Here is a 26,880-nt window from a genome sequence, read left to right on the forward strand (position 1 = left end):
GAAAACACAGCAATATAAAATACAAATGAAAAAAGTATATTTTACACTCGCCTTTACACTTATGATCTTAGTGAGTGCCAACGCACAGCAAGACCCTCAGTACACGCAGTACATGTATAATATGAATGTTGTAAATCCGGCGTATGCAGGTTCTAATGAAGCTTTGTCCATAGGATTACTGTACCGCTCACAATGGGTTGGTATTACAGATGCACCAAAAACAGCAACCCTTTCGCTGCACAGTCCAGTAGGTAAAAATGTAGGATTGGGATTATCAGTCATTTCAGATAAAATAGGACCCGTAGAAGAGAATAACGTGTATGCCGATTTCTCATATACCTTAAATTTAGGAGGAGAACATCGCTTAGCTTTCGGAATAAAAGGAGGAGCCACATTCCAAAATATCGGTTTGTTTAGTGATATAGGTAATGGGTATGTACCAGATGCTAGTGATGAAGCCTTTAGCCAAAACACCAGCAATACCTATCTAAACATTGGGGCCGGAGCCTTTTATTATACAGACAAGTACTATGTATCCTTATCGGTACCAAACATGTTAAAGAGTACGTATTTAGATGTGACTAATAATGGACAAGAATATGAATACGGATCAGAAGTCTTACATTATTTTTTATCCGCAGGATATGTGTTTGACTTATCAGCCAATACCAAATTCAAGCCCTCATTTTTAGTGAAATCTGCTTTTGAAGCACCGACCTCAATAGACGTCTCAGCAAACTTTTTGTTTCATGACAAGTTTGAAGTGGGAGCGACCTATCGTTTAGACGACTCAGTAGGAGCGATGGCCAATTTTGCGGTAACCCCAGAAATTAGAATCGGCTATGCTTATGATTACACGACCTCAGATTTAAATATAAAGTCTTCAGGTTCCCATGAGATCATGTTGTTATTCGACCTTAATTTCTCTAAAAAAGTATCCATTTCACCTAGATTCTTCTAACAAAATAAACGTTTCAAAATGAAAAAAATATACAGTCTTTTCAGCCTTTTTTTACTTGTAACTTTAGGCTACGGACAAAATAAACACACCGAAAAAGCGGATAAGCTTTACCAAGGCTATCAATATGTAGATGCGATAGATGCGTACCTCGAAGTGGTTGACGATAATGAAGCAGATGCTTATGTGTATAAGCAACTCGCTGATAGTTATTACCATTTGTTTAACATCAAGGAAGCCTCAATTTGGTATAAAAAAGCTTTAGAAACGACACAAGATGCGGAAACCTATTTTCGATATGCCCAAGTTTTAAAGTCAGAAGGCAACTACGACCAAGCGAATGCACAAATGGATGAATTTGCAAAATTGGCACCAAACGACCAACGCGCTAAAGCCCATTTAGCAAACCCAAATTACATTCCAGAATTAGCCGATATCACCAAAACTTTTGAAGTAGAAGGTGTTGACATTAACGATGGAGAACACAGTGATTTTGGAGCGGTATTATCAAATGACAATATCTTATATTTTGTAAGTACAAGAAAAACCTCAGGCAAAGAAGATGCGTGGACCAATCAACCGTACTTAGATATTTACCAATCCACTAGAGATGAAAACGGTGATTTATCAACACCAGAAGAAGTCAGTGAGTTAAATACAATCTACCATGATGGTCCTTTAACGATAAGTGCTGATGGCAAAACGATGTACTTCTCACGAGATGGTCATAGTGATGGCACCTTTAAAAAGTTAAAAAGCAAACGCGTCAAAGTCGCTCAGCAAGGGATTTATAAAGCGACGCTAGTTGATGGAAAATGGGGCAACATCGAAGCCTTACCAATCAATAGCATAGACTATACAGTTAGTCACCCAAGTATTAGTAGTGATGGAAAGACGTTGTATTTTGCCTCTAATATGCCTAATGGACTAGGGGACTCAGATATTTGGAAGATCAGTGTAAATGGTAACAGCTATGGAGACCCAGTAAATTTAGGTCCCAAAGTGAATACCTCAGGGAAAGAAGGTTTTCCTTATATTAGTGAAGATAATATATTATATTTTGCATCAAGCGGAAGACAAGGTTTTGGAGGCTTAGACATTTTTAAATACGACTTAAAAACGAATGAGACTTCCGTAAACTTGGGAAACGCCATTAACACTACTAGAGACGATTTTGCTTTTAGTGTTAATACCACTTTAAAAATCGGCTATTTTACATCAAATAAAACAGGAGTAGATCAAATTTATCAGGCCATTCCTATATGTCAGTTTGAAGCTATCGCGCTTGTAAAAGACCAAATCAAAAACACGATACTTTCAGGAGCTCAAGTTACCATTTTAGATGCTCAGCTAAATGAAATAGCAGCACAAGCAACGGATACAAGTGGAAAAACAAGATTTAATGTGAACTGTGAGAACACGTATACAATAAATGTATCAATGGATGGCTATGAAACGGCATCGTTTAAAGTAGCAGCTTCAGAAGGTGAGGATGTTACGGTTCATGCGGATTTAAAACCCATAAACGAGATGATTACAGAGACTGAAGTCAAGTTAAATAACATTTATTTTGAGTTCAATAAAAGTAACATTACCAATCAAGGAGCTTTAGAATTAGATAAATTGGTAGAAATCATGAAAGATCACCCAGAGATGAAAATCATGGTAAGATCACATACGGATTCAAAAGGTAATGCAGATTACAATTTAAAATTGTCCGAAAGACGTGCACAATCTACCATGCAATATGTCATATCAAAAGGCATCAGTAAAGATAGATTATCAGCAAAAGGTATGGGAGCAACAGCACCAAAGATCGATTGTAAATCTAATTGTACAGAAGCGGAAGACGCACAAAATAGACGCTCTGAGTTTTTGATTGTGAAGGATTAAATAAGACAAACAATATGTTTGAGGTAATCTTTAAATAACAAATTAGTTACTAGAGAAATAAGTTATATAGAGTAAGTTAATGTCAAGCTTAAATAATGACTAACTAGATTGTTGTTTACCTTTAATGGTGTAGGGAATGGTTATATATAATTGTTTTATTATTGTGAATTCAATAGCAATGTCTAAGAATAAAAATTAAAATAACTAATTATATCATATAATTTAACGTATAAATACTGAGGTGCATTAAATTATTGATTATTAGTTTTTATGTTGAAAGGGAAAAATGAATAGATATATAATTTTAATAATTTTTAATGTATTTTTTTATCAAATAAATGCGCAAGAACCCAATGATTGTGTAAATGCAATTACAGTATGTGGTAATGGGACATTTATATCTAATGCTACAGGATCAGGAAATGATTTTGAAATAAATGCTTGTGGTGGGTTTGAGCATAATTCTCTTTGGTTAGAGGTAAATATCGTTCAATCTGGGACCCTTGGCTTTGATTTGATTCCAATAGATCCAGATATCATGGTGGATTATGATTTTTGGGTATTCGGTCCCAATCGTTTATGTTCTAACCTTGGCAGTCCTATTCGTTGTGCTACAACTAACCCTAATGCAGCTGGACTTCCAAATAATTATACAGGAATCAACGGAAGTACTACATTAACACAATCGGGACCAGGAGCCAATGGTAATGGTTACGTATATTGGCTAGATGTAAATGTAGGAGAATCTTATTTTATTGTTATTGATAGACCTGAAGGAGATGGTGGTTTTGAAATTCAGTGGACAGGTACTGCTACCGAAGGTTCAGGAGCTTTTCCTGCACCACCGACAGTTAATGAAATTGATGATGTTTTACAATGTAGTAGTAATTCAGATATTGCTGTATTTGGGCTAGATGGTTTAAAGTCTAGTATTAATTCAGACCCTTTAAACACTATTGATTTTTATGAGAGTTTGGCAGATGCTACGGACGATATTAACGAACTACCAGGAATTTATGCCAATACATCCAACCCGCAAACTATTTATGCTAAAGTAAAATCATCAGGAACCGATTGCTATTCTATTATTGATTTTGATTTAATTGTGACGCCAATTCCAGATGCTTCAGTAGATGTTTCAAGTACCGCCATATGCGAAAGTGAAGCTGTGACTTTTACAATCACGGGTACTCCCAATGCAACAATACTTTATAATTTAGATGGTGGTACAACCGAATCCATATTATTAGGCGCTTCTGGTTTGGCGACGTTAACACAATCACCTGCCAGTGATATGACCATAAATTTAGAGGATGCTCAAATTTTAAATGACTCAGGGATTGTAGTTTGTGCTCAGAGTTTATCAGATTCTGAGACCGTAACGGTATCCTCAAATACAACCCCAATAATTGTTAATAACGCACCAATTTGTGAAGGTGAAGATGGGGAGTTGGTGATATCAGGTGATCTAAATGCAACGATAACGTACGCTATAAATAATGGTGCTTTACAAACTTTAACTTTAGATACTACAGGAAATTTCACATTAGTCTTACCAACTTTGACAACAACGACCAACGTAGAGATAATCTCCGTTACAAGTGGCGTTATTCCTAATTGTGTACAAACCTTAAATACGATAGAAACTCTAACGGTTAATCCGTTACCAACTGTTATCGCTCCCAGTCCTTTATTAGTTTGTAACGATGGTATAAACCCTAATTCTGCATCATTTGATTTGGATGCAGAAAGTGCTGCTATTTCCAATTTTGAAACTAATGTTAGCGTAACCTATTATGAAACTCAAGCTTTAGCTGAAGCTGGAAATCCGCTAACCGCATTGCTTTCTCCTTATGACAGTACCTCTGCAAATCAAACAGTTTATGTACGTGTAGAAACGGATCTAGGTTGTGTAGATTATACAACACTTAGTCTAGAAGTTGTTGGTGCACCTATTGCAAATACAGTTCCAGCATTACAGAGCTGTGATGTTAATAGTCAAGGTTTTGGAACGTTTGATTTAACCATAGCCGAAGCTGCAATAATTGCAGGAAATACCCAACCTGTTCAAGTTTCATATTATTTATCTGAAGCTGAAGCAGAAGCAGGAACTCCTGAAATAACGGATCCAACATTTTTTCAAAATACCGATGCCTACAATCAAACCATTTATGTACGTGTGGATACTGATGGAACAGACTGTTATAATATTTCAGATTTAAGTTTAGAAGTATTTGATACGCCTACTGTGAACACTTTACAACCTTTTGAGGTTTGTGATGATGTTGTCAACGATGGTTTTACACAATTCGATTTAGAGTCTCAAACCCCTTTGCTTTTAGGAGGAGCTACTGATGTTACAGTAACATATTATGAATCCGAAGCTGATGCAGAAGATGGAATAGATGCTATTACTGGATTATATACAAATACGAGCAGTACACAAACCATTTTTATTCGTGCAGAAAATAATTTTAATGTTGATTGTTTTGAAATTACAACATTGACATTGATAGTTAATCCTTTACCAACAACCATTACACCAACTCCGTTACAAGTATGTGACGATGGTGCACCAGATGGTTTAACGGAGATTGATTTAAGCTTAAAGACTTCTGAAATCACAGGAGGCAATCCTAATTATGTTGTAAATTATTATTTAAATCTGAGTGATGCTGAATCTGAAAATAATCCGCTGCCAATACTATATACTAATACAAGTAACGGTCAAATTATTGTGGCACGTGTTGATAATATAATTACAGGCTGTTATAATTTTACGACGTTAGAATTAGTTGTAGAACAAGCTCCTGTAGCTAATAGTCCAACACCGTTAGATTATTGTGATCCAGATAGTGATGGTTTTGGGGTTTTTGATTTGACGTTAAAAGATGATGAGATTACTGGAGGTGATGCTACCTTAACGGTGAGTTACCATGAAACCATGGCAGATGCAGATAATAATGTCAATCCAATAACAAGTCCGTATTCTAATATTGTAATTAATGCGCAAACCGTTTATGCTCGTGTAGAGAGTTCTACAATTGCTACGGATTGTGATTCTATTGTGACTTTACTTTTATCTGTGAATCCAACTCCGCAGTTAGGTGCTACAGCACCAGAGCCGCTAGCGATTTGTGATGATAGTTCTGCAGATGGTTTCGGACAGTTCGATTTAACAAGTAAAATATCAGAGATTCTAGAGAATTTAGCCGATCCAACATTATACAATGTGACTTTTTATTTGAATGAAACGGATGCTGATAATGGCCTAAATGAAATTACAAATACTACTAACTATACAAATAGTGATGATTTTAGTCAGGTGATTTGGGTTAGAGTTGAAGATAATGTATCAGGTTGTTATAAGTTAACCACATTAGAATTGATTGTAAACGCAATTCCAGTATTAGTGCAAGCGGCTCCTTTGGTAGTTTGTGATGATAATAATCCAGGTGATGAGATTGAAACCTTTATTTTAGAAGATGCTGCGGATGAGATATTAAATGGACAATCAGGTATTGGCTTAACATTTTTTGAAACTCAAGACGATGCGGATAATAATATCAATCCAATTTTTAGTCCGTATTCTAATATTGCGAATCCACAGACCATTTTTGTAAAAGCCACAAATAATGAAACAGGATGTTCAAATACAATAACATTAACGTTGCGAGTTAATCCAATTCCTTCACCAGCAGCACCTGCAGATTTAGAAGTTTGTGATGATGATACAGATGGTTTTACAAATTTTGATTTGGAAGAACGAACCATCGAAATCATAGGTGGAGAGCTCGATGTTGATATCACCTATCATGAAACTTTAGAAGATGCTAATACAGGTAGTAATGCTTTTTCAAGTCCATACACCAACATCGTAATGAATCAACAAACGATTTATATTAGAGCAACAAATACCATTACAGGATGTTATGATATTTCAAGAACTTTAACGCTGCGTGTTTTGGAAACACCACAAGTTCCTGTGACATTAACAGAATATGTAATTTGCGATTCGGATGCAGATGGATACGCTCAATTTGATTTAACAACTAAAGATTCTGAAATCATAGGAGGTCAAACCGATGTCAGTTTAACCTATCATGTTAACGAAGCCGATGCCTTGTCTGGAAATAACCCAATTTCAACACCTGGAAGTTTTACGAATTCTGGTAATCCACAAACCATTTGGGTACGATTAGAGAATGATAATAACATTTGTTTCGATACAGGTTATTTTGAAATTAGTGTTGCGCTTCCACCAGAAGCAATTCAGCCAACACCATTAGAAGTTTGTGATGATGACGTTGCAGATGAAATTACTGTTTTTGATTTAACTGTTAAAAATGACGAAATTACCGGTGGCCAAGCAGGTTGGAGTGTTGCCTATTACGAAACTTTAGCAGCTGCTGAAAATGGAATAGATGCTGTTGATGATGAAGCTTACACCAATGTATCGGTTTTGGGTGCCATGGCAAATCCACAAACATTATTCGCGGTTGTAACAGATACAAATTCAGGTTGTACAGATATAGTGACATTAACTATTCGAGTTATGCCAAATCCAACACCAACACCAAGTGACCAATTACCAAACTTAGAAGTGTGTGATGATTTAAATACAGGAGATGGAGTAGAAGTGATTGATTTAACTGAAAATGAAATCCTCATTCTCAATGGTGAATCTGGAGTTACAGCAAGTTACTACGAAAGCTTTATTGATGCCAATTCAGGTAATAATGCCATTCCAGACCCAACCCAATACATAAATACAGAGACACCAGAACAAGAGATTTTTGTAAGAGTAACGAATGATGTTACAGGTTGCTATACAATAGTTGATTTCACAGTTGTTGTTCACCCATTACCAGAGGTAGTCGCTGTAACAGATTTTATACAATGTGAATTATTTACGGATGGCTTTGATAATTTTGACTTAACAACTAAAGATGAAGAAGTCTTAAATGGTCAAGATCCAACACAATTTATAGTAAGTTATCACGATAAATTGGCAGATGCTGAAGCAGGAATGAATGGATTAGTTAGTTTATATACTAATTCAAGTAACCCTCAACAAATTTTTGTGACGATTACAAACAATGTTACGGGTTGTTCTATAAGTACACAAAGTTTTTATATTGAAGTTCAAGAAGCTGCACAGGCTAACCCGAATATGGATCCTATACTTTATGAAACTTGTGATGATGAAATGGAAACAGATGGTGATGCAAGCAATGATAGTGCGCAATTTGATTTAACCACCGTGGATGCGGAAGTATTAGATGGCCAAAACCCACTAAATTATATAGTAACATATTTTGCAACACAAGAAGAGGCCGACTTAAATGTAAATCCTTTACCAACGTTGTATGAAAACATTACGAACCCACAAATCATCTATGCAAGGGTAGATAATGACACACCAGATGGCACAGGAGCAGATACATCGATTTGTTATGAAGTTGCGCCATTAACCTTACAAGTTAATCCGTTACCAGAGTTTGATTTAGGTGACAGTTATACACTCTGTTTAAATACTAATGGAACAGAAGTCTTAGACCCATTAGTCATCGATACAGGCCTATCAGCAACAGACTATAGTTTTGAATGGAGTTATGAAGGAACCATAATAGCAGGAGCCACAGGGCCGAGTATAATGCCAAGCCAAGGAGGAAGCTATAGTGTTTTAGTTACAGATATGAGCACATCTACCGAGACCAATTGTACTAATATGGATATTACTACCGTTATAGAGAGTGCACCACCAAGTTTAAGTGTAGAATTATTGACCCAAGCATTTGCAGATAACCACGTTTTAGAGGCAGTAGCCACCGGAATAGGAGTCTATGAATACAGTTTAGATGGAGGACCTTGGCAAGATGAAGGAGTGTTCACAAATGTATCTACAGGAGAACATGAGATCACAGCAAGAGACAAGAACGGTTGTGGTATTACCACAGAGTCTATATTTGTTATTGATTACCCATTGTACTTTACCCCTAATGGAGATGGAACTAATGACACGTGGAATATTGAAGGTATTGGAAGTAATGCTATTATCTACATCTTTGACCGTTACGGCAAACTGTTAAAGCAAATCAGTCCAGAAGGAGACGGCTGGAATGGTACCTATAATAGTAAAGCCATGCCAACAAGCGATTACTGGTTTACCGTAGAATACGACGAACCAAGTACAGGTCAACGTAAAGAGTTTAAAGCGCATTTTGCTTTAAAACGATAATATATCAATAGATTAAAATAAAGCCTGAGCATAAAATTATGTTCAGGCTTTTTTATTTCATTTAAAATGGAATAGGCATAACCTAAGAATATTAATTAGTTTCAGTATTTGTACATGGTGCAAAAGTGTGCATATTATGTATAATATTTCAAACTAAATTAAGGTAATATTTAAAGAAGGGGCTATAACTCCTTATAGAGTTAAGATTAAACACTAGCACGTCTTTTTATTATTCTTAGTATATCAAATTACTTCGATAATAATATAGTTCAAAAAAAAGACCTAAATACAATAAAGTGTTTAGGTCTCTTTTATTTTGTTGTTGATCACACTAATTATAAGTCAAAAGCTAAAGTTAAAATGAAATCTGTATTCTTAGATTCTATCTGAGCAGCATCAGTTAAACCTACGGAATAGAGCTGATAATTATAATCACGTTGAGATTGACTAAAAGCAAGATCTAAGCTAAGACTTCCAAAATTATAACCTAATCCTAAAGAATAACCATTTAGATCACCATAAAAATTGTCATTTTTATAAGGGCTTTCTTCAAATCGGTAGCCACCTCTAAAGCTTAATCGGTTAAATCTGTATTCTCCTCCTAATCTATAAGATACGGCAGTATCTAAATCGTTACTGATAGTAGTATTTAAATTAGAGAAAATAGCGTCTGTTGAAGGTTTAAATTCTGTTTTACTATAATCTTTAACTGCGTAATCAAAACTTAGTAAACCATTGAGACCAAAAACATACGCCAAACTACCTGTAAGTTTACTTGGTGTTTTTAGCTTATATTCTTCGTAAATATTAACTACATTAGGATTAACAATTTGAGTGATGTTAGATCCATTATCTTTTCTGGAAGAGGCTAAATACTGTGAAGTTTCGTCAGATATTCTATACCACGTAGGTGATGCATAAGATAAGCCCACTCGTAACTCGTTAGTTATTTTAGCAATACCACCAAGTTGAAATGAAAAACCGCTTCCTGTGGTTAATAAATTATTTTCAAAATCTACAGCACTAATATTTGAATCTGTGTTAGAATTACGTTCGTTAAGATACGTGCTTCGTTCAAAATTTATAAGATGAGAGTTCAGATTTAATCCTAAATATAGTTTATCGTTATAGCTCGTTGCAAAATTAAAGGCCATTTTTCCATTGTATCCTCTACTAGTGTAAGCATAGCGTTGGCTATAATCACCACCAGTAATATTTGACACGTAATTATCACTAGTATTATCTTCAACTGGGTCAATAATATAGCCAGTGTAACCTAAAAATGCTTGTTGATTTTGGTAGCCAAATATTGAACCAATTTCTGAATACGCCTGTGTAATGGACTCTCCATCTAAAGCAGAAATGTCCTCTAAAGGTAGTCCATTGGCATACTGAACAAAATATGAGCCGATAGTATTGTAACTGTTTACACCATTCGCCACCCATTCATTATCAAAATTAGCAGAACGATCATAAGCAAAACTTAACGAAAATTTTTTCCAGCCTGAGCTTTCATTCATGTTTTTAAAAACAAATGCAGCTCCTAATTGATTTAAATCTATGCTAGAATCTGAAGTTGTATTAGTATCATTAAAATAGCTAATGTCGTTATTAGTATTAAATACACCTAGGGATATAGAAGCATGTCCGTGGTTAAAAATAGCCGAACCAGCAGGATTTATACTAACACTAGACATATCGCCACCTAAGGCACCAAATGCTCCACCCATAGCTCTAAAACGTGCTGTTCCTTGAATCTCGTCCATAGAATATCTAAGTGCATCTGTCATATCTTGTGCTAAAATATAAGACGTGCTTAATAATCCTATGCTTAGCATAAGTAACTTTTTCATATGTAAAATTTTTAGAATTTATTTAAGTTTAACCTCTACCGCCTCGTCTACTACTGCTACCAGAAGATCTGCTGCTTCCGCTACTAGATCTAGTACTCCCAGATGATCGTACAGTACTCCCAGAAGACCTAGAAGTGCTAGAGTTAGATCGAACCGTTCGTGTTGACCTTGTACTTCTTGTTGGAGTAGTAGATCTCACAGTAGATGATCGCGTTGTTGTTCTATTCGAAGGTCTTACTGTTGTAGATCTAGATCTAGAGGTTCTAGTTGTAGTGGAGCTTCTTAAAGTACGCGTCGGACGAGTGCTTCTAGTTGATCTAATAGTAGAATTATTTGAACGTACACTACTATTTCTAGATAACCTTGAAGTATTTGATAATCTTCGTGTAGAGTAATTACTTCTAGATAAAGCCGAAGTGTTTCTACGGTTTAAGCTATTGTTAGAAAGTAACGAACCTCGTCTTGTGTTGTTAAAAGCATATCGATTATTTCTGTAATAACCAGTATTCCAACCATAGCGGTTATATCCATAACCATAGTTATATCTCCATGGAGCATAAACACCATAACCGTAGCCGTAATAGCCACCATAAATCCATGGGTTGTTCCAACCATATCCATAGTTATAGCCCCAAGGTCTATGCCATCCGTAGTAGCCATAGCCAAATCCGCTATTCCACAGCCATGGGTTATTATACCCATACCAACCATTATCTATATAATTGATGGTAACTGTATTGCTATTTTGTCCCCAACCGCCATAGGCAGGTTGTTGCTCTAAGGTATCTACAGCTTGTTCAGTATAATTACCTTCGTAAGAATCAATATCAGTAAAGATTTCTGATTCTTCGTTAATTGCTTCAACTTCAGCTGAGTTTTCTGAGAAGTAATTTTTATAATAATTAGAATCCGTGGTCGATGTACTAACAACAGCTTCTTCTGATTCAATATCGTAATCTTCAGTAGCATAAATCCCGTCATTATCGTAACCAGCATACTGAAACGAACCACAAGAAGTTAACACGGTTAAAAAACCGAGTGCAACAAAAAATGGCAATTTTTGAGTTAAAATGGTTTTAAATTGCATATCTCTTTTATTTTATTGTTGAACATAGCAAAAATAGTTAGTTTTGCTGTATTATTTAATACATTTAACATAAGCACAATATTTGTGCCAAAACACGGAAAATGAGTAAAAATCTTACGAGTCGAGCTGAAGATTATTCAAAATGGTATAATGAATTAGTTGTTAAGGCTGATTTAGCTGAAAATTCTGCCGTTAGAGGTTGTATGGTTATCAAACCATATGGATATGCAATATGGGAAAAAATGCAGGCAGAATTAGATAGAATGTTTAAAGAAACAGGCCATCAAAATGCTTATTTTCCATTATTTGTACCTAAAAGCTTATTTGAAGCTGAGGAAAAGAATGCTGAAGGCTTTGCGAAAGAATGTGCTGTTGTAACACATTATAGGTTGCAAAATGATCCTGATAATGAAGGAAAACTTAGAGTGGATCCAGAGGCAAAACTAGAAGAGGAATTAGTTGTAAGACCAACCAGTGAAGCTATTATTTGGAATACTTATAAAGGCTGGATTCAAAGTTATAGAGATTTACCTATTAAGATCAACCAATGGGCAAATGTGGTACGTTGGGAAATGAGAACACGATTATTTTTGCGTACTGCTGAGTTTTTATGGCAAGAAGGGCATACTGCCCATGCCACAAAAGCTGAAGCATTAGAGGAAACAGAACAAATGAATGATGTATATGCAGAATTTGCTCAAAATTTTATGGCTATCCCTGTTATAAAAGGAGTGAAAACTGAAAGTGAACGTTTTGCAGGTGCTATTGAGACTTATTGTATAGAAGCTTTAATGCAAGATGGAAAAGCACTTCAAGCAGGTACATCACATTTCTTAGGTCAAAATTTTGCTAAAGCGTTTGATGTAAAGTTTACTAATAATGAAGGTAAATTAGATCATGTTTGGGCATCTTCTTGGGGAGTTTCTACGAGATTAGTAGGAGCTTTAATTATGACCCATAGTGATGATAAAGGTTTAGTTTTACCTCCAAACTTAGCGCCATTTCAAGTTGTAATTGTTCCTATCTTTAAAACCGAAGAGCAATTAGAAATGATTTCTGAGAAAGCAGAAGGTATTATTAAAGCACTTAAAGCATTAGGTGTAAGTTGTAAGTTCGACAAAAGAACAACGCATAGACCAGGAGCAAAATTTGCACAACACGAATTGCAAGGTGTACCATTACGTATTGCTATTGGACCAAAAGATTTAGAAAATAATACTGTTGAGTTGGCTAGACGTGATACGTTATCCAAGGAAACGGTACAAATCGATGGGATAGCGTCCACTATTAAAGATCTTCTAGAGGTTATACAAGACGAGTTATTTAATAAAGCTTTAAAATTTAGAGATGAGCACACTACAGAAGTAGACGATTTTGAAACATTTAAAAATGTTTTAGAAACCAAGACTGGTTTTATTTCTGCGCACTGGGATGGTACAGCTGAAACAGAACAAAAAATAAAAGAGGAAACAAAAGCAACTATTAGATGTATTCCTTTAACTAGTAAAAAGCTAGAAGGGACGTGTGTTTACAGCGGAAAACCATCTAAACAAAGGGTGCTTTTTGCAAAGGCATATTAAATTTTTTTAAAAAAAATAAAAATAGGTCTTGCACAAGTTAAATTTAGTTGTATATTTGCACCCGCAATGGAAACATTGTTGGTTCATTTAAATAATTTAATAACCTAAATGGCCCGTTCGTCTATCGGCTAGGACGCATGGTTTTCATCCATGTAAGAGGGGTTCGATTCCCCTACGGGCTACAATTTTTAATAAGAAAGAATATAATGGCAAATCATAAGTCAGCTTTAAAAAGAATAAGAAGTAACGAAAAGAAACGCGTGCTTAATAAATATCAGCATAAGACAACTCGTAATGCTATTAAGAAATTACGTGAGATGACTGATGCTAAGGAAGCACAAACAATGTTGCCTTCTGTTATTAGTATGTTAGATAAATTAGCTAAGAAGAATGTTATTCATTCTAATAAAGCTAGTAATTTAAAGTCTAAATTAACTAAACATGTTGCATCAATTTAATTAATTGTTGTTTCTACTAAGATATTAAAAAGTCTTTCCTTTTATGGAAAGACTTTTTTTGTACCCATATTCTAAAATAGAATTTAGAACTACTATATCTGCTATTTACTTTTAATGGTAATATTATAATTAACTTATTCTATTGTAATTATCGTGAAGTAATGGCTAGTAATACAAGTAATAAAGTGTGTAAATGACGTATTTATTCTTGTGAAAAATTCTATTTCAACTCTTTTATGACATAATGAGTTAAAGATTGTAACTTTGTATTAAATTTTTAAAGATGCACAAAGCAGGTTTTGTAAATATTATAGGAAATCCTAACGTTGGTAAATCAACATTGATGAATGCGTTTATTGGTGAAAAACTATCAATTATTACGTCTAAAGCACAAACAACGAGACACCGAATATTAGGAATAGTAAATGGTGAAGATTTTCAGGCGATTCTTAGTGATACACCAGGAATTATTAAGCCAGCTTATGAGCTTCAAGAATCTATGATGGATTTTGTGAAGTCAGCTTTTGAAGATGCAGATGTATTAATATACATGGTAGAAATAGGTGAGAAGGAACTTAAAGACGAAGCTTTCTTTAAGAAAATCACTAATTCTAAAATACCTGTGTTATTATTATTAAATAAAATTGATACTTCTAATCAACAACAACTAGAAGAGCAATCTGAATTATGGCAAAAGAAGGTACCAAATGCTGAATTTTTCCCTATATCTGCAACTGAAGGGTTTAATGTTCAAAATGTATTTAATAGAATTATTGAGTTACTCCCAGAGTCTCCAGCTTTTTATCCTAAAGATCAATTAACAGATAAACCAGAACGATTTTTTGTTAATGAAGCTATTAGAGAAAAAATCTTATTGCATTACAAGAAAGAAATTCCTTATGCCGTAGAAGTGGATACTGAAGAGTTTTTTGAAGAAGAGAATATAATTAGAATGCGGTCTGTAATTATGGTAGAGCGCGAGACTCAAAAAGGAATCATTATAGGTCATAAAGGATCTGCTTTAAAACGCGTTGGAGTAGAAGCACGTAAAGATTTAGAAAAATTCTTTGGCAAGCAAGTACATTTAGAATTGTATGTTAAGGTTAACAAGAACTGGAGAAGCAATCAGAATCAGTTGAGGCGCTTTGGTTATAATCAACGATAAGTTCTAACTGTTTCTTTCATAAAATGGTGTAGTTGGCGCATTTCTGGCATGCCTTTAGTACGGCCTATTCTTCCTGCAAAATATAAAGTGAACCAAAGGACTATCATCAGTAAGGATAGAAATACTTGTATAGCATACGAGTTGCCTAAACTAAAATTGGTATAAGCCCATACACCAAGACCAAAAAATAGTGCTGCTACAACAAAATGAAAAAACATAAACATGGTCCATACCGTTGGGTTTGGACCAAACAATCCTTTAACAATTGAGTTATTATCTCCATTATCTGTAATTTCTAAATGTAATTGAGGAGACCAAAAGTGTTGATCCTTTTTATTAATTTTTATAAAAATGTGATTGTCAACTCTAGTGACAATATAATTATTTTCTGCGAAGTCAGATTGGTCTTCAAAACCCTTTAATAATATTTCGTTGTGTGTTTGGACCTCAAATGTAAAGCGCGGTCTTAATACAATTTCATTAGTAAGTGACATAGTGTTGGAAGAAGTAACACGTTTAATTTCTATTTTAATATTAGAAATTCACAACGTCTGTTAATGGAATATTCCGTTTCTGTACAATTATCACCACAAGGCACTATCGGTTGTGTTTCTCCAAAGCCTTTAGAAGTTAAACGTGCCCTCGAGATACCATTTTCAACTAAATATTCTAAAGTGGCAGCTGCTCGTTTTTCTGAGAGATCCATATTAAATTCATAACTCGCTCTAGAGTCGGTATGAGCTCCTAGTTGTATTTCCATTCTTGGGTATTTAGTAAGTAAGGCTACTAATACATCTAAGGTTCTCGCTGCCTGCGGCTTTATATCCCACTTGGCAAAATCGAAATAGATATTCTCTAATTCTATAAAAGTATTCCCTTTATCATCATCGGTAACAATGTCTTCAGCATCTTTATAAGATTCAATTTCTAGCTCAATATTAAACTCAATATTACCTTTGTCATTAGTGTCAAAGAATTCAACTTGCGGAATATATTTTGGCTGAAAACCTTCCACCGAATATTCTTGACTAGGTTGTGTTGGTAGCCTATATCTGCCGTCTTCTCCTACTAATTGTTCGGCAATAACATTTCCATCTTTATCAAATAATGTTACAGTGGTATTAGGTAAAATTTCACCTGTAACCTTATCTGTAACTAAACCTTCGATGTAATACGTTCTTTCATTTTCAATGCGCTTAAACGTGTAGATATTATCTAATCCAGATCTGTTTGAAGAGATGTAACCTGTATTTATTGAATCTATAACTACAAAAGCAAAATCATCCTTTTCACTATTTATAGTTTCGCCTAAATTGAGGGCTTCTAAAAAGGTATTATTTTTAACACCACTAGCAAAAATGTCCAAACCTCCAAACCCATGTTTGCCATTTGAAGAAAAGTACAATGTACTATCTTTGGCTATAAATGGAAATTGCTCTCTACGAATGGTATTCACTTTTTCACCAAGGTTAATTGGTGTGCCAAATGAGTTATCTGCGTACACGTCGACATAAAAAATATCAAAAGAACCTAAGGAATTAGGCATGTCACTCGAGAAATAGAGTCTAGTTTCATCACTATTTAAAGCTGGATGCATCGTAGAATACGTTTCGCTAGAGAAAGAAACGGGCTCAACATTGGTCCATTCATTATCAATGAGTTCTGCTCTAAAAATACTAACAACGGCAATCTTAGTAGAATCTAAATCAATACGTTTTTTTAAATTTCGTGAAAAATACATTGTTTTACCATCTTTAGTAAACACGGCATTACTTTCATGTTGTTTAATGGCATTAATTTCGTCATTTAACGGTTGAATACTGTCTAAAGTAATATTGTCATCTTTTGTAGAAACGACTCCTTGGTATAAATCCAAATACGGTTTACCATTCCATTTGTAATTTGGATTTTCGATGTTTTTAGTAGAAGCAAAAATAATTTTGTCATTGTAAAGTCCAACGCCAAAACTAGAACCACCGACATTTTCAGTGAGATTTTTTAATTCATATTTATATGGAACTATCTTCTTCAATAAGGCTTTTAATTCTTTTGTATTTATAGTGTCTTTTAAGTGATTTGTTGAAATTTCATCTGCTTTTTCATAGTTTTTAGTGCCTTTTAAAACTTGAAAATATTTGAAATAGAAATCCTTAGAAAGTTCTGTGCTAATTTTTAAATCATAAACTTGTTTATAGGCTTTATAAGCATTTTCAAATTCAGAATTGTAATAGTAACAGTCTCCTAATTTTTCTAAATTATCAGCAGTTTTAGGAAGGCTAACAAAAATCTCAGCAGCTTCTACATAAGCTCTATTTTCATAAAGTATATTCGCTTTACTTGCTGATTGAGAAAACCCTAGAAACCCTATGACTAAAGTTGTAAGTGATATGTATAGTTGTAACGTTTTCATATGTCTTAATTAGAAAAATCTTGGGGATTTGTCGTAGCCTTTGCCGAGTTGACCAATATTAAATAATAAAAGTAATTCATGAGATCCAGAATTAAATCTCCCTAAATTAGAGAGTGTATGGTCGTAGGCGTAACCAATACGAACGGCTGAAGACATTGAAAAATTAATCATTCCGGTAAGAGAATCCTCATAACGATATCCTAAGCCAAATTCCACTTTATCATAGACTAATACATTGGCGGTAACGTCTACCGAAAGCGGTGCGTTATTTACATATTTTGCCATAAAGGCTGGTTTAAACTTAAAATTATCTCCAATGTTTAAAACATAGCCACCAGTAAAAAATAAATGCATGTTTTCTGCAGCTTCAGAAATGACTCCGCTATCTTCTTCGAGATGTTTAGATTGCAGTAAATTCGGTGCTGATAAACCTAAATAGTAATGTTCTGAAAAATAATATAGGCCAGCTCCAACGTTAGGGAACGTTCTATTTATATTTTCAGCAAATGCAGGGTCTGGTAGCGGGTCTGAATATACAAAACCATCAAAATTGGTACTATAAAATGAGGCTCCAGCTTTAATTCCAAATGATAGTTTAGACGTTTTTCCTAGAGGTAAAACATAGGCAATATCTGCGAAAGCACCAGTTTGCTTTACCACATCACCAATTTCATCATGTACAAAAGAAATCCCGCCCTCTAAACGATCCGTAATTTTAGAATGAACAAACAGAGATCCTGTGGTAGGTCCTCCAATAGACCGAGCCCATTGAGATCGATACAGTAAGCCCACATTCATTGTAGACTCATCATCAGTGGCATATGCTGGGTTAATGACACTCATATTATACATATATTGGGTGTATTGAGGATCTTGTTGGGCATGTGAAGATAGCGTTATAAATAACATTACAATCGCAATACTATATGTAGTTAATTTACTTATCATTTTAAAATGTCATAATTATCTATTCAGATAAACTCTTCCTTGTTGTGGTTCGCGTTGGTCATCGTTAAATTCTATAATATAGAAATAAACACCTGCAGGAAGTACTGTATTACTGTTTTTAGATGTTCCATCCCATTTAGGAGAATTTATATCTCCTTCATAAATTATATTTCCATAGCGGTTAAATATACTTAGCTTAAAGTTAGGGTATAAAATATCTAAATTGATGATGTCAAACACTGGGTTAATAAGATCTCCGTTTGGAGAGAACCCATCAGGAATTAAAAGTTCTCCTACACAAGAAATAAAATTAATAGAAACTTCTAATCGAGTGGTGCTCTCACAACCGTATTCAGATACTAAAGCACCATAATAAAGTATGCCTTCTTGTAAAGCATCCGTTTCACTATAAGCCGTACCATCGATTGGGCTATCGTACCATATCACCATACCTTCATCAATGATATTATTAGATAAATCACTTATTGTTGGGTTATCTTCAGAACAAAATTCGTGGCCATCAACTATAAGTTCTGGTGTAGATAATTCTTCAACTAAAATTTTAGCAGGTTCTACTGCAGTAGTAATTGCGCTACAATTTTGGCCTAAAACGAATAATTGAGAAAGTGTCACAAGCGTTAAGCCAGGATTAGGTAGTAATGTTTGCGGAATTACAAATGTGGCATTACCATCAACGATAGAAATTGCTATTGTATTGACAGAGTTGTTAGCTTCTGAAAGCGTATATACAATAGAGTAATCACCATCTGGTAGTTGATTGGCGTCTGTAATATCAATTGTGAAATCTCCTAGACCAAGGCAAATAAGATTATTTTCTATAGACATGGTAAGACCCGTAAGGTCAGGAAGATCGATTATGCTCACGGTAACGCTAGCTGAACTCGTTATATTACATTCAATTGACGTCACAGTGTAGGTATAACTACCTGCTATATCTAAAGTTGGATCAAAAACTCCAGTTCCGCTTGTTAAAGCAGGTGTCCATGTTCCTCCTGTATCTGGTGCCCCTTCAAGGCTATCAAAAAGATCTATAGAATTTGTTTGGTCGATACAAAGATTAAGAATTCCATCGCTACCTGCATTTGGTTCTTCAGAAACGGTAACTGTTACTGCAGCTGTCGCTTCAGGACAAGACGATGTATCATCCGAAACCGTATATGTGTAGACTCCTTCCATATCAACAGTTGGGTCAAAAATTCCAGTACCACTAGTTAATTCCGGAGACCATGTACCTCCTGATTGTGGTGTGCCACCTAGACTGTCAAATAAATTTACTGAACTAGCATTGCTACATAATTCTATACTACCATCGATTCCCGCATCATTTGCAGTAGAAATTGATACTGTTACTTCTGCAGTGCTTGTACCACACGTATTGCTAACTGTATAAGTATATATTCCAGCAGTATCCAAAGTGTTATCAAATATACTAGAGCCACTAGCTAAAGCAGGTGACCAAGTTCCTCCCGTATCAGGTGATCCACCTAGACTATCGATTAAATTGATTAAACCTGTATCGTTTGAACATAATTCTAACGTGCCATCACTACCTGCATTTGGACTTTGTATTATAAAAACTTCTACTATTGCGGATGCATCAGGGCAAGCAGCACCAGCGCTAGAAATTGTATATGTATACGAACCAGCAGCATCTATACTCGGATCAAATACACCTGTGCCACTTGTTAGTGCTGGAGACCAAGTACCACCTATATCTGGCGCACCTCCTAAACTATTAAATAAATCGGCAGCTGTATCCGTACTACAAAACGTAATTGTTCCATCAGTTCCAGCGTCATTGGTGTCTGAAAATGATACATCAACGGTTGCAGAACTGGTTCCACAGGCATTACTTACGGTGTAAGTATAATTACCTTCGGGATCTGTATTAGGATCAAAAATACCTGTACCACTAGTTAGGGCTGGAGACCATACACCTCCGGTTTCCGGAGAACCTGCTAAACTATCAAATAAATCTACTGTATTTATATTATTACATAAATTAAGCGTGCCATCACTACCTGCATTAGGACCGTTTATTACAGTAACTTCAACAGTAGCTGTAGCATCAGGACAATCAGGACTGGCGCTAGAAATTGTGTAGGTATATGAGCCAGCAGCATCAATATTTGGGTCAAACAGTCCTGATCCACTTGCAAGTGTAGGTGACCAAGTACCTCCTATATCTGGTGAGCCTCCTAAACTATCAAATAAATCTACGGCTATATCTGTACTACAAAGATTAATTGAGCTATCGGTTCCGGCATTATTTGTATTTGATAAGGAAACGTCTACGGTAGCAGAGCTAGAGCCGCACGAACTTGTAATAGTGTAAGTATATAGACCTTCAGGATCTGTATTAGGATCAAAAATTCCAGAACCACTTGTTAGAGCAGGTGACCAAGTTCCACCAATTTCTGGTGTGCCAGCTAAGCCGTCAAATAAATCTACTGAATTAGTGGAGTCACATAAATTAAGCGTACCGTCATTTCCAGCGTTAGGGCCTTGTAGAACAGCAACTTCAACTGTAGCTGTGTCATCAGGACAAGCAGAAATTGCACTTGAAACCGTATAAGTGTAAGAACCTGCAACGTCGGTACTCGGATCAAAAACACCCGTACCACTAGCCAGTGTTGGCGACCAAGTGCCTCCTATATCTGGAGTACCTCCTAAACTTTCAAATAAGTCAACAGTTCCATCAGTATCACACAAATTAATTGAGCCATTTTCTCCCGCATTATTTGTACCTGAAAGTGATACATCTATTGAGGCAGAACTCGAGCCACATGAATTAGTTACAGTATAGGTATAGAGGCCCTCTGGGTCAGTGTTAGGGTCGAATATACCTGTTCCGCTGACTAGTGTAGGAGACCATGTTCCACCGGCATCTGGTGTTCCAGTTAAACTATCAAATAAATTAACTGTATTTGTGGAGTTACATAAGTTCAACGTACCATCATTTCCCGCATTAGGGCCTTGTAATATGGATACTACAACGGTAGCAGAATCATCCGGACATAGTGTAGTACTATTTGAAACGGTGTAAGTATAAGTTCCAGCTGAATCTTGGGTTGGATCGAATATTCCAGTGCCACTAGCTAGTGTTGGAGACCATATACCTCCAAGATCTGGTGTCCCTCCTAAGCTATTAAATAAATCTATAGGTGTATTATCTAAACTGCAATATTCAACACTACCATTTAAGCCAGCACTATTGGCGTCAATAGTGGTTACCGAAACTGTTGCCGAAACATCACCACATAATGAACTTATGGTATATGTATATACACCATCGGGATCTATATTGGGATTAAAAATCCCTGAACCACTAGTAAGAGTTGGCGACCATGTTCCTCCAAGTTGAGGTGTGCCATTTAAACTTTCAAATAAATCGGTTGTATTAGAAAGGCTACATAAAAGTAATGTACCATTGCTTCCAGCATCTGGTGACGGCTCTACTGTTACGACAACAATTGCGGAATCATCTGAACACGGTTCTACTCCTGAAGTTGTATAGGTATAAGTACCTTCAGAGTCGATACTAGGATTAAATACTCCTGTTCCACTGGCAAGTGCTGGTGACCATGTGCCTCCAAGTTGAGGTGTACCACCAAGACTATCAAAAAGATCAATAGTTCCATCTGCAGTACAAACGGTGACAGACCCATCAATTCCTGCATCCATGAAAGGAGTCACGTTTATAGAAACGGTAGCAGAGGCATCGTTACAAGGGGTTGATCCTACTACAGTATAAGTATAGGTATCACTGGTATCAACTAAAGGGTTGTAAATACTAGTTCCACTAGCAAGTGTAGGTGACCAAGTTCCTCCAGCTTCGGGTGTTCCTCCTAAATAATTAAATAAGTCAAAGGTTCCATTATTACTACAGATATCAATAGTAGCATCCACACCAGCATTTGGTTCTGGTATAAAGGAAACCGTGATATTTGCTGAGGCATCAGGACAAGGAGATATACCAGCAACGGTGTATGTATAGGTACCTGGTAAATCCACTGTAGGGTCAAAAACACCTGTGCCACTATTAAGTGCAGGCAGCCATGTTCCACCGGACTCAGGAGAGCCTCCTAGATTTTCAAATAAATCGACAGTGGCTAAATCATTACTACAAATTTCCAACATAGCATCTTCACCAGCACTTGGTATAGGATTTACAATGACAGTAACTGAGGCGGATGTATCAGGACAAGAGCCGTTTCCTGTAAATTCATAGTTGTAAACACCAGGACTATCCACTGTAGGGTCAAATACTCCGGTACCACTATTAAGAGCAGGAGACCATGTTCCACCAATATCAGGAGTACCTTCTAAACTGTTGAATAAATCAATGGAGCCGCTTGTATTACAAATGCCGATACTTCCATTTTCTCCAGCATCTTTATATGGAGTTGTTGTAACATTTACAGTTGCAGAAGCACTACTGCAAGGCGATATACCACCAACGGTATATGTATATAAACCATCGGCATCTACTGAAGGGTCAAATTCTCCTGTACCACTAGCAAGTGCAGGACTCCAAGTACCACCAACATCTGGACTACCACCTAGACTTAAAAATAAATCGGTAGTTTCATTAGTACTACATATGTCTAAAATTCCATCTGTACCAGCATTAGGTTCAGGGACGACAGTAATCGTAACTGTTGCAGAATCATCTGGGCAACTATTATTGGATCGGACTGTGTAAGTATAAACACCTTCAGAATCAACGGCTGGGTCAAAAATACCCGTTCCGCTACTTAGAGCCGGAGACCACGTACCGCCAGAATCAGGATTGCCTCCAAGTTCAGCAAATAAATCGATGGTAGAGTTGATACTGCTACATAAACCTAATACAGCATCTTCACCAGCATTAGGAGCTTCATCTAAAATAGCTAAAACCGCTAACCGTCCGACACTTTCGCAAGGAGGGTCTAAAGTTGTTGCATAATAAGTTTGTCCATCTATTAATGGAGTAGAAGGCGGTAATTCTAAAGCTGAAAATAACGAGATATACCAATTATTGGTGCCACTTGCTACTAAATCCCCTACTGTTGGGGTAAATTCGGGAGTGACACAAAAATTTTGAATCATATCACCAGTAGGAACAGGCGTAGCACCTACAAGTACCAACACTGATAATCTTGATGTTCTACAACTGCCATCTAAACTAGCTTGATCGGCATAATATATGGTGTTATCCATTAATAGATCTGTATCGTTTAGAGGCGTACCTCCAGAAGGGGATAAATACCATTGTACATCATTTCCGATAGCAACCAAACTACTTACTGTGGCAAGAGAAGGATCGTCTAAACAAACTCCCTGAAAGTTATCGCCAACAGGTGGTCCATAAATAGTAACATCGACTCTGGCTCTTGTACCACAAGAACCTGAGCTATCATCGGCATAGTAATCTTCACCATTTATTAGACTGTCAGAATTTGAAAGTGGAGTCGTTGAGGCAGCAGAGTCATACCAAACCACGCCACCTCCATTATCAGTAGCTTGTAAATCTCCAACAAGGACAGATTGCATATCGCAAAATGATTGTGTGCTATTAGTAACGGTAGGACATTGTGCATTAACAGTAGTAAATCCAAATAAAATTGAGATAAGTAGAACTGCTAATCGTATTGGATATCTTTTAAAACTATACTGTTTGGCTTTCATTAAAAAAATTTAATATAATTGCTTTTGTTGAAATCAATGCCACGTGTTTAAGAACAGCAAGTTCGTAATATAACTATTGACTTGCAAAAAAAATGAGAGATAGAGGGAAAACAAATATATGTAAATAGCCTATACATAGCAAAATAAAAACCGACACTTTTACAGTTTTTTTAATGGCAATAAATGTTTAATAAATTTTGATGTTTAATAATGTTTTATTTTGATGATAAATCCTTGTAATTATTTGTTTTATAGCGATACTAAAAACGTTTTGCATATAATAATTCTAGAAAATAAATGACAATTATTTATGGTTTTAAGCGTTTCCTTTTAAGTATATTCTAAAATAGTTTATTCTTTTAGCTCAATCATTCCCTTATTAGAATTGTATTGCATTAGGTACATACCAGTATTTAGATAGGTTTTATCGTTAGTTTTTTGATAGTCAAACTTTAAATGTGGCTGTTCTGACAGAATGGTATTTATTGTATCCTCAAATGAAGTGTTTTGAGAGATTCGTAGTAAAGTATCAAAGGTTACATCGAAGCCTAAAGTAGCATACCTAGTTGGTTTTATACCGTATAATTCTTCGTATTGGTTTTCAAATTTAAGAATGTCATTCTGATTCTGAGGGTCTGTCATCGAAGGATAAATAAGTTGCAGAATTCTGAATCTCATATTAGAAACCTCAGTTTGCTTTGGTAACAACGATGATTCTAGCATCACTAACTGAATTTTGTGATCTGATAGTTTACCCATTAAAGCGGTTGTTGTGTTTAAAAGAACGATGGTTTTTTTACTATCAAATACAATAAAATTATGTTTGGTTTTATCTAGAACTTCGTTTAAATCATCTGACTTAAAGAAACCAGCGTTATCAACTTGTAAAAATGTTGCTTCAGGTAGAATATTTAAAATTAAATCCTTATTTCGAGCTTCATCGAGGTCACTAATAACGACAACATTACCATTTTGTTTTGCTAAATAATTTAAAGTTTTAGTTTTTTGAATGGTCTCTGGTGTGATGGATCTGTAAATATTGATGCTATCGTTAGATCTAATGTCAGATTCTATATCTACTATAGAAATAGGTGTATTTGATTGAATTTGAGGAAATGTTGAACTCGATTCGGAAAAAGGCACTAGGATTGCATTTTTATTGTGTGGACTTTCAATGGCTATTTTTGATTTAGCAATATTTTTTTTAATTAGCGTAACATCAAAGTTAAGATGTAATGCTTTTGCTGAATCAATAGCTATTTGAGCTCCTTGGAAAAAATCTATATACTTCTGAAAATCAGAGTTTATGCTAATCATTTTCTGTCTTTCTTCTGGAGAAATTAATTCTTCACTAGAAAATGGTGTATAGAAATATATGCCGCTAGAATTTTCTATGGCTAAATTGGCAAATAAAGCGTCATTTCTATGAGAACTAGTTGGGATGGTTGACTCTACCGTGTTAGAATCGACAACGTCTTGTGTTTTAGTACTATCTGTTGTTTCAACTTCAGGTTTCGGTATTGTGTTTATTGTGGTGCCCGACACACCAACAGGCATTTTAATAATGTCACCCGCATTTACAGACGTTAGAAGTTTTGGGTTTAGCGTCGTTAATTCGTCAATCGTCATGCCCGCTTTTTTTGCTAGGCCAAACAATGTTTCCTTTGGTTCTATAACGTAATTCTTGTATTTAGTAACGGTATTTGTGGAATCTATGGTGCTTGTTGAGTCCAAGTCGTTATTAGTCGCTTGGTGGATATCTACAATATCCTCAGTTTGATTAGAACCGGTAGAATCTATATTAAGCCTGTGGCCTGCCATTAGCATTGTTACAATATGTGGATTTTTTTCTTCAAGTTCAGCTATCGTCATATTAAAACGTTTAGCCAATTGAAATTTTGTATCACCACGCTGTACAATGTATGCGCCTTCTACTGTAATTTCTGAAGCTTTGTCCGGAATCACTAAAGATTGTCCGATTTGCAAAAATTCGAATAACCTATTAGCATTTGCGGCTTCAAGCTGGTCAAGGCTAATACCATATTGTCTCGATATTCCCCAAAGCGTTTCACCTTTAACAACAATATGCTGACCTTTCGTTGCTTTAGGTTGAGCAACTTCAGAACTGATATCTAAATTTATAGTATGGCCTTCTTGTAGCATACTAACGATATGAGGGTTCTGTTCTTCTAAAAGATTAATACTCACTCCAAAACGACGCGATAATCCAAATTTTGTTTCGCCTCGTCTTACAATGTAGTTTCTTACAATAGTATCGTTAATTACCGCATTAGTAGGTGTGGTGGTTGTATTATCTGTTTTGGGGATACGTAGGGTACGGCCAGCGTAAATAACGTCTTCCGAACCAGGATTGAGATTAAAGATTGCATTAACACTAACTCCATAACGTCGAGATATCATATAAACGCTTTCCCCTTTTTTAATGGTATGGTCAATGTAGTTTTGCTGAGCTAAACTAAATTTAGATCCGAATAATAAAAGTAATATAAGCGTAAAATATTTCCCCATTCTTTGTAGAAATTTAATTGTAAAGTCTTGTGTTTTATATGTTTTGCGTGTTTTATTTGTGTTTTTT

Annotated in this window: 13 protein-coding genes and 1 tRNA gene; 7 read left to right on the forward strand and 7 right to left on the reverse strand. The window is 35.6% G+C overall.

Going from position 1 to position 26,880, the window contains the following annotated elements; genetic code table 11:
• Positions 1-25 precede the first annotated feature (25 nt).
• The 3 genes from C8N41_RS09155 (at position 26) to C8N41_RS09165 (ending at position 9,092) form a co-directional block, all read left to right on the forward strand.
• A complete protein-coding gene (locus tag C8N41_RS09155; RefSeq protein WP_115839531.1) occupies positions 26-961 on the forward strand; it encodes a PorP/SprF family type IX secretion system membrane protein in 936 nt (311 codons plus the stop codon).
• An 18-nt stretch (positions 962-979) separates the two neighbouring features.
• Positions 980-2,851: an OmpA family protein gene (locus C8N41_RS09160; RefSeq protein WP_115839052.1), complete on the forward strand. Its 1,872-nt coding sequence runs from the start codon at positions 980-982 to the stop codon at positions 2,849-2,851.
• A 286-nt stretch (positions 2,852-3,137) separates the two neighbouring features.
• The gene (locus tag C8N41_RS09165; RefSeq protein WP_115839053.1) at positions 3,138-9,092 is read left to right on the forward strand and encodes a T9SS type B sorting domain-containing protein; all 5,955 of its coding nucleotides are present in this window, start codon (positions 3,138-3,140) and stop codon (positions 9,090-9,092) included.
• A gap of 335 nt (positions 9,093-9,427) precedes the next feature.
• Here C8N41_RS09165 and C8N41_RS09170 read toward each other — a convergent pair whose 3' ends face one another.
• Together C8N41_RS09170 and C8N41_RS09175 are read right to left on the reverse strand one after the other, a co-directional pair.
• A complete protein-coding gene (locus C8N41_RS09170) occupies positions 9,428-10,945 on the reverse strand; it encodes an OmpP1/FadL family transporter (RefSeq protein WP_115839054.1) in 1,518 nt (505 codons plus the stop codon).
• A gap of 28 nt (positions 10,946-10,973) precedes the next feature.
• Complete coding sequence (locus tag C8N41_RS09175) at positions 10,974-12,032, reverse strand: hypothetical protein (RefSeq protein ID WP_115839055.1); 1,059 nt, start codon at positions 12,030-12,032, stop codon at positions 10,974-10,976.
• A 101-nt stretch (positions 12,033-12,133) separates the two neighbouring features.
• Between C8N41_RS09175 and proS the strand changes: the two genes are divergently transcribed.
• The 4 genes from proS to era all read left to right on the forward strand — a co-directional run bounded on the left by proS (position 12,134) and on the right by era (position 15,235).
• On the forward strand, positions 12,134-13,612 hold the full coding sequence (gene proS, locus C8N41_RS09180; RefSeq protein ID WP_115839056.1) for a proline--tRNA ligase: 1,479 nt from the start codon (positions 12,134-12,136) through the stop codon (positions 13,610-13,612).
• 110 nt (positions 13,613-13,722) lie between these two features.
• Positions 13,723-13,794: transfer RNA gene (locus C8N41_RS09185), tRNA-Glu, on the forward strand.
• Positions 13,795-13,818: 24 nt separating this feature from the next.
• Entirely contained in the window at positions 13,819-14,070 is a 252-nt protein-coding gene (gene rpsT, locus C8N41_RS09190; protein ID WP_092446874.1) for a 30S ribosomal protein S20, read from the forward strand.
• 283 nt (positions 14,071-14,353) lie between these two features.
• Complete coding sequence (gene era / locus C8N41_RS09195; RefSeq protein ID WP_115839057.1) at positions 14,354-15,235, forward strand: GTPase Era; 882 nt, start codon at positions 14,354-14,356, stop codon at positions 15,233-15,235.
• On the opposite strand, the gene C8N41_RS09200 is transcribed toward era, so the two are convergent.
• The 5 genes from C8N41_RS09200 to C8N41_RS09220 form a co-directional block, all read right to left on the reverse strand.
• Entirely contained in the window at positions 15,226-15,729 is a 504-nt protein-coding gene (locus tag C8N41_RS09200; protein WP_115839058.1) for a GTP-binding protein, read from the reverse strand. The two genes, era and C8N41_RS09200, sit on opposite strands and share 10 nt — an antisense overlap.
• A gap of 29 nt (positions 15,730-15,758) precedes the next feature.
• A complete protein-coding gene (locus C8N41_RS09205) occupies positions 15,759-17,645 on the reverse strand; it encodes an OmpA family protein (RefSeq protein ID WP_115839059.1) in 1,887 nt (628 codons plus the stop codon).
• A 9-nt stretch (positions 17,646-17,654) separates the two neighbouring features.
• Entirely contained in the window at positions 17,655-18,593 is a 939-nt protein-coding gene (locus C8N41_RS09210; RefSeq protein WP_115839060.1) for a PorP/SprF family type IX secretion system membrane protein, read from the reverse strand.
• Between the two features lie 15 nt (positions 18,594-18,608).
• Positions 18,609-24,284: a gliding motility-associated C-terminal domain-containing protein gene (locus C8N41_RS09215; protein WP_115839061.1), complete on the reverse strand. Its 5,676-nt coding sequence runs from the start codon at positions 24,282-24,284 to the stop codon at positions 18,609-18,611.
• A 351-nt stretch (positions 24,285-24,635) separates the two neighbouring features.
• Positions 24,636-26,813 carry a muramidase family protein gene (locus C8N41_RS09220; RefSeq protein ID WP_115839062.1) on the reverse strand — a complete coding sequence of 726 codons (2,178 nt, stop codon included), beginning with the start codon at positions 26,811-26,813 and terminating at the stop codon, positions 24,636-24,638.
• Positions 26,814-26,880 lie beyond the last annotated feature (67 nt).

The organism is Winogradskyella sediminis (assembly GCF_003387355.1).
Lineage (GTDB): Bacteria > Bacteroidota > Bacteroidia > Flavobacteriales > Flavobacteriaceae > Winogradskyella > Winogradskyella sediminis.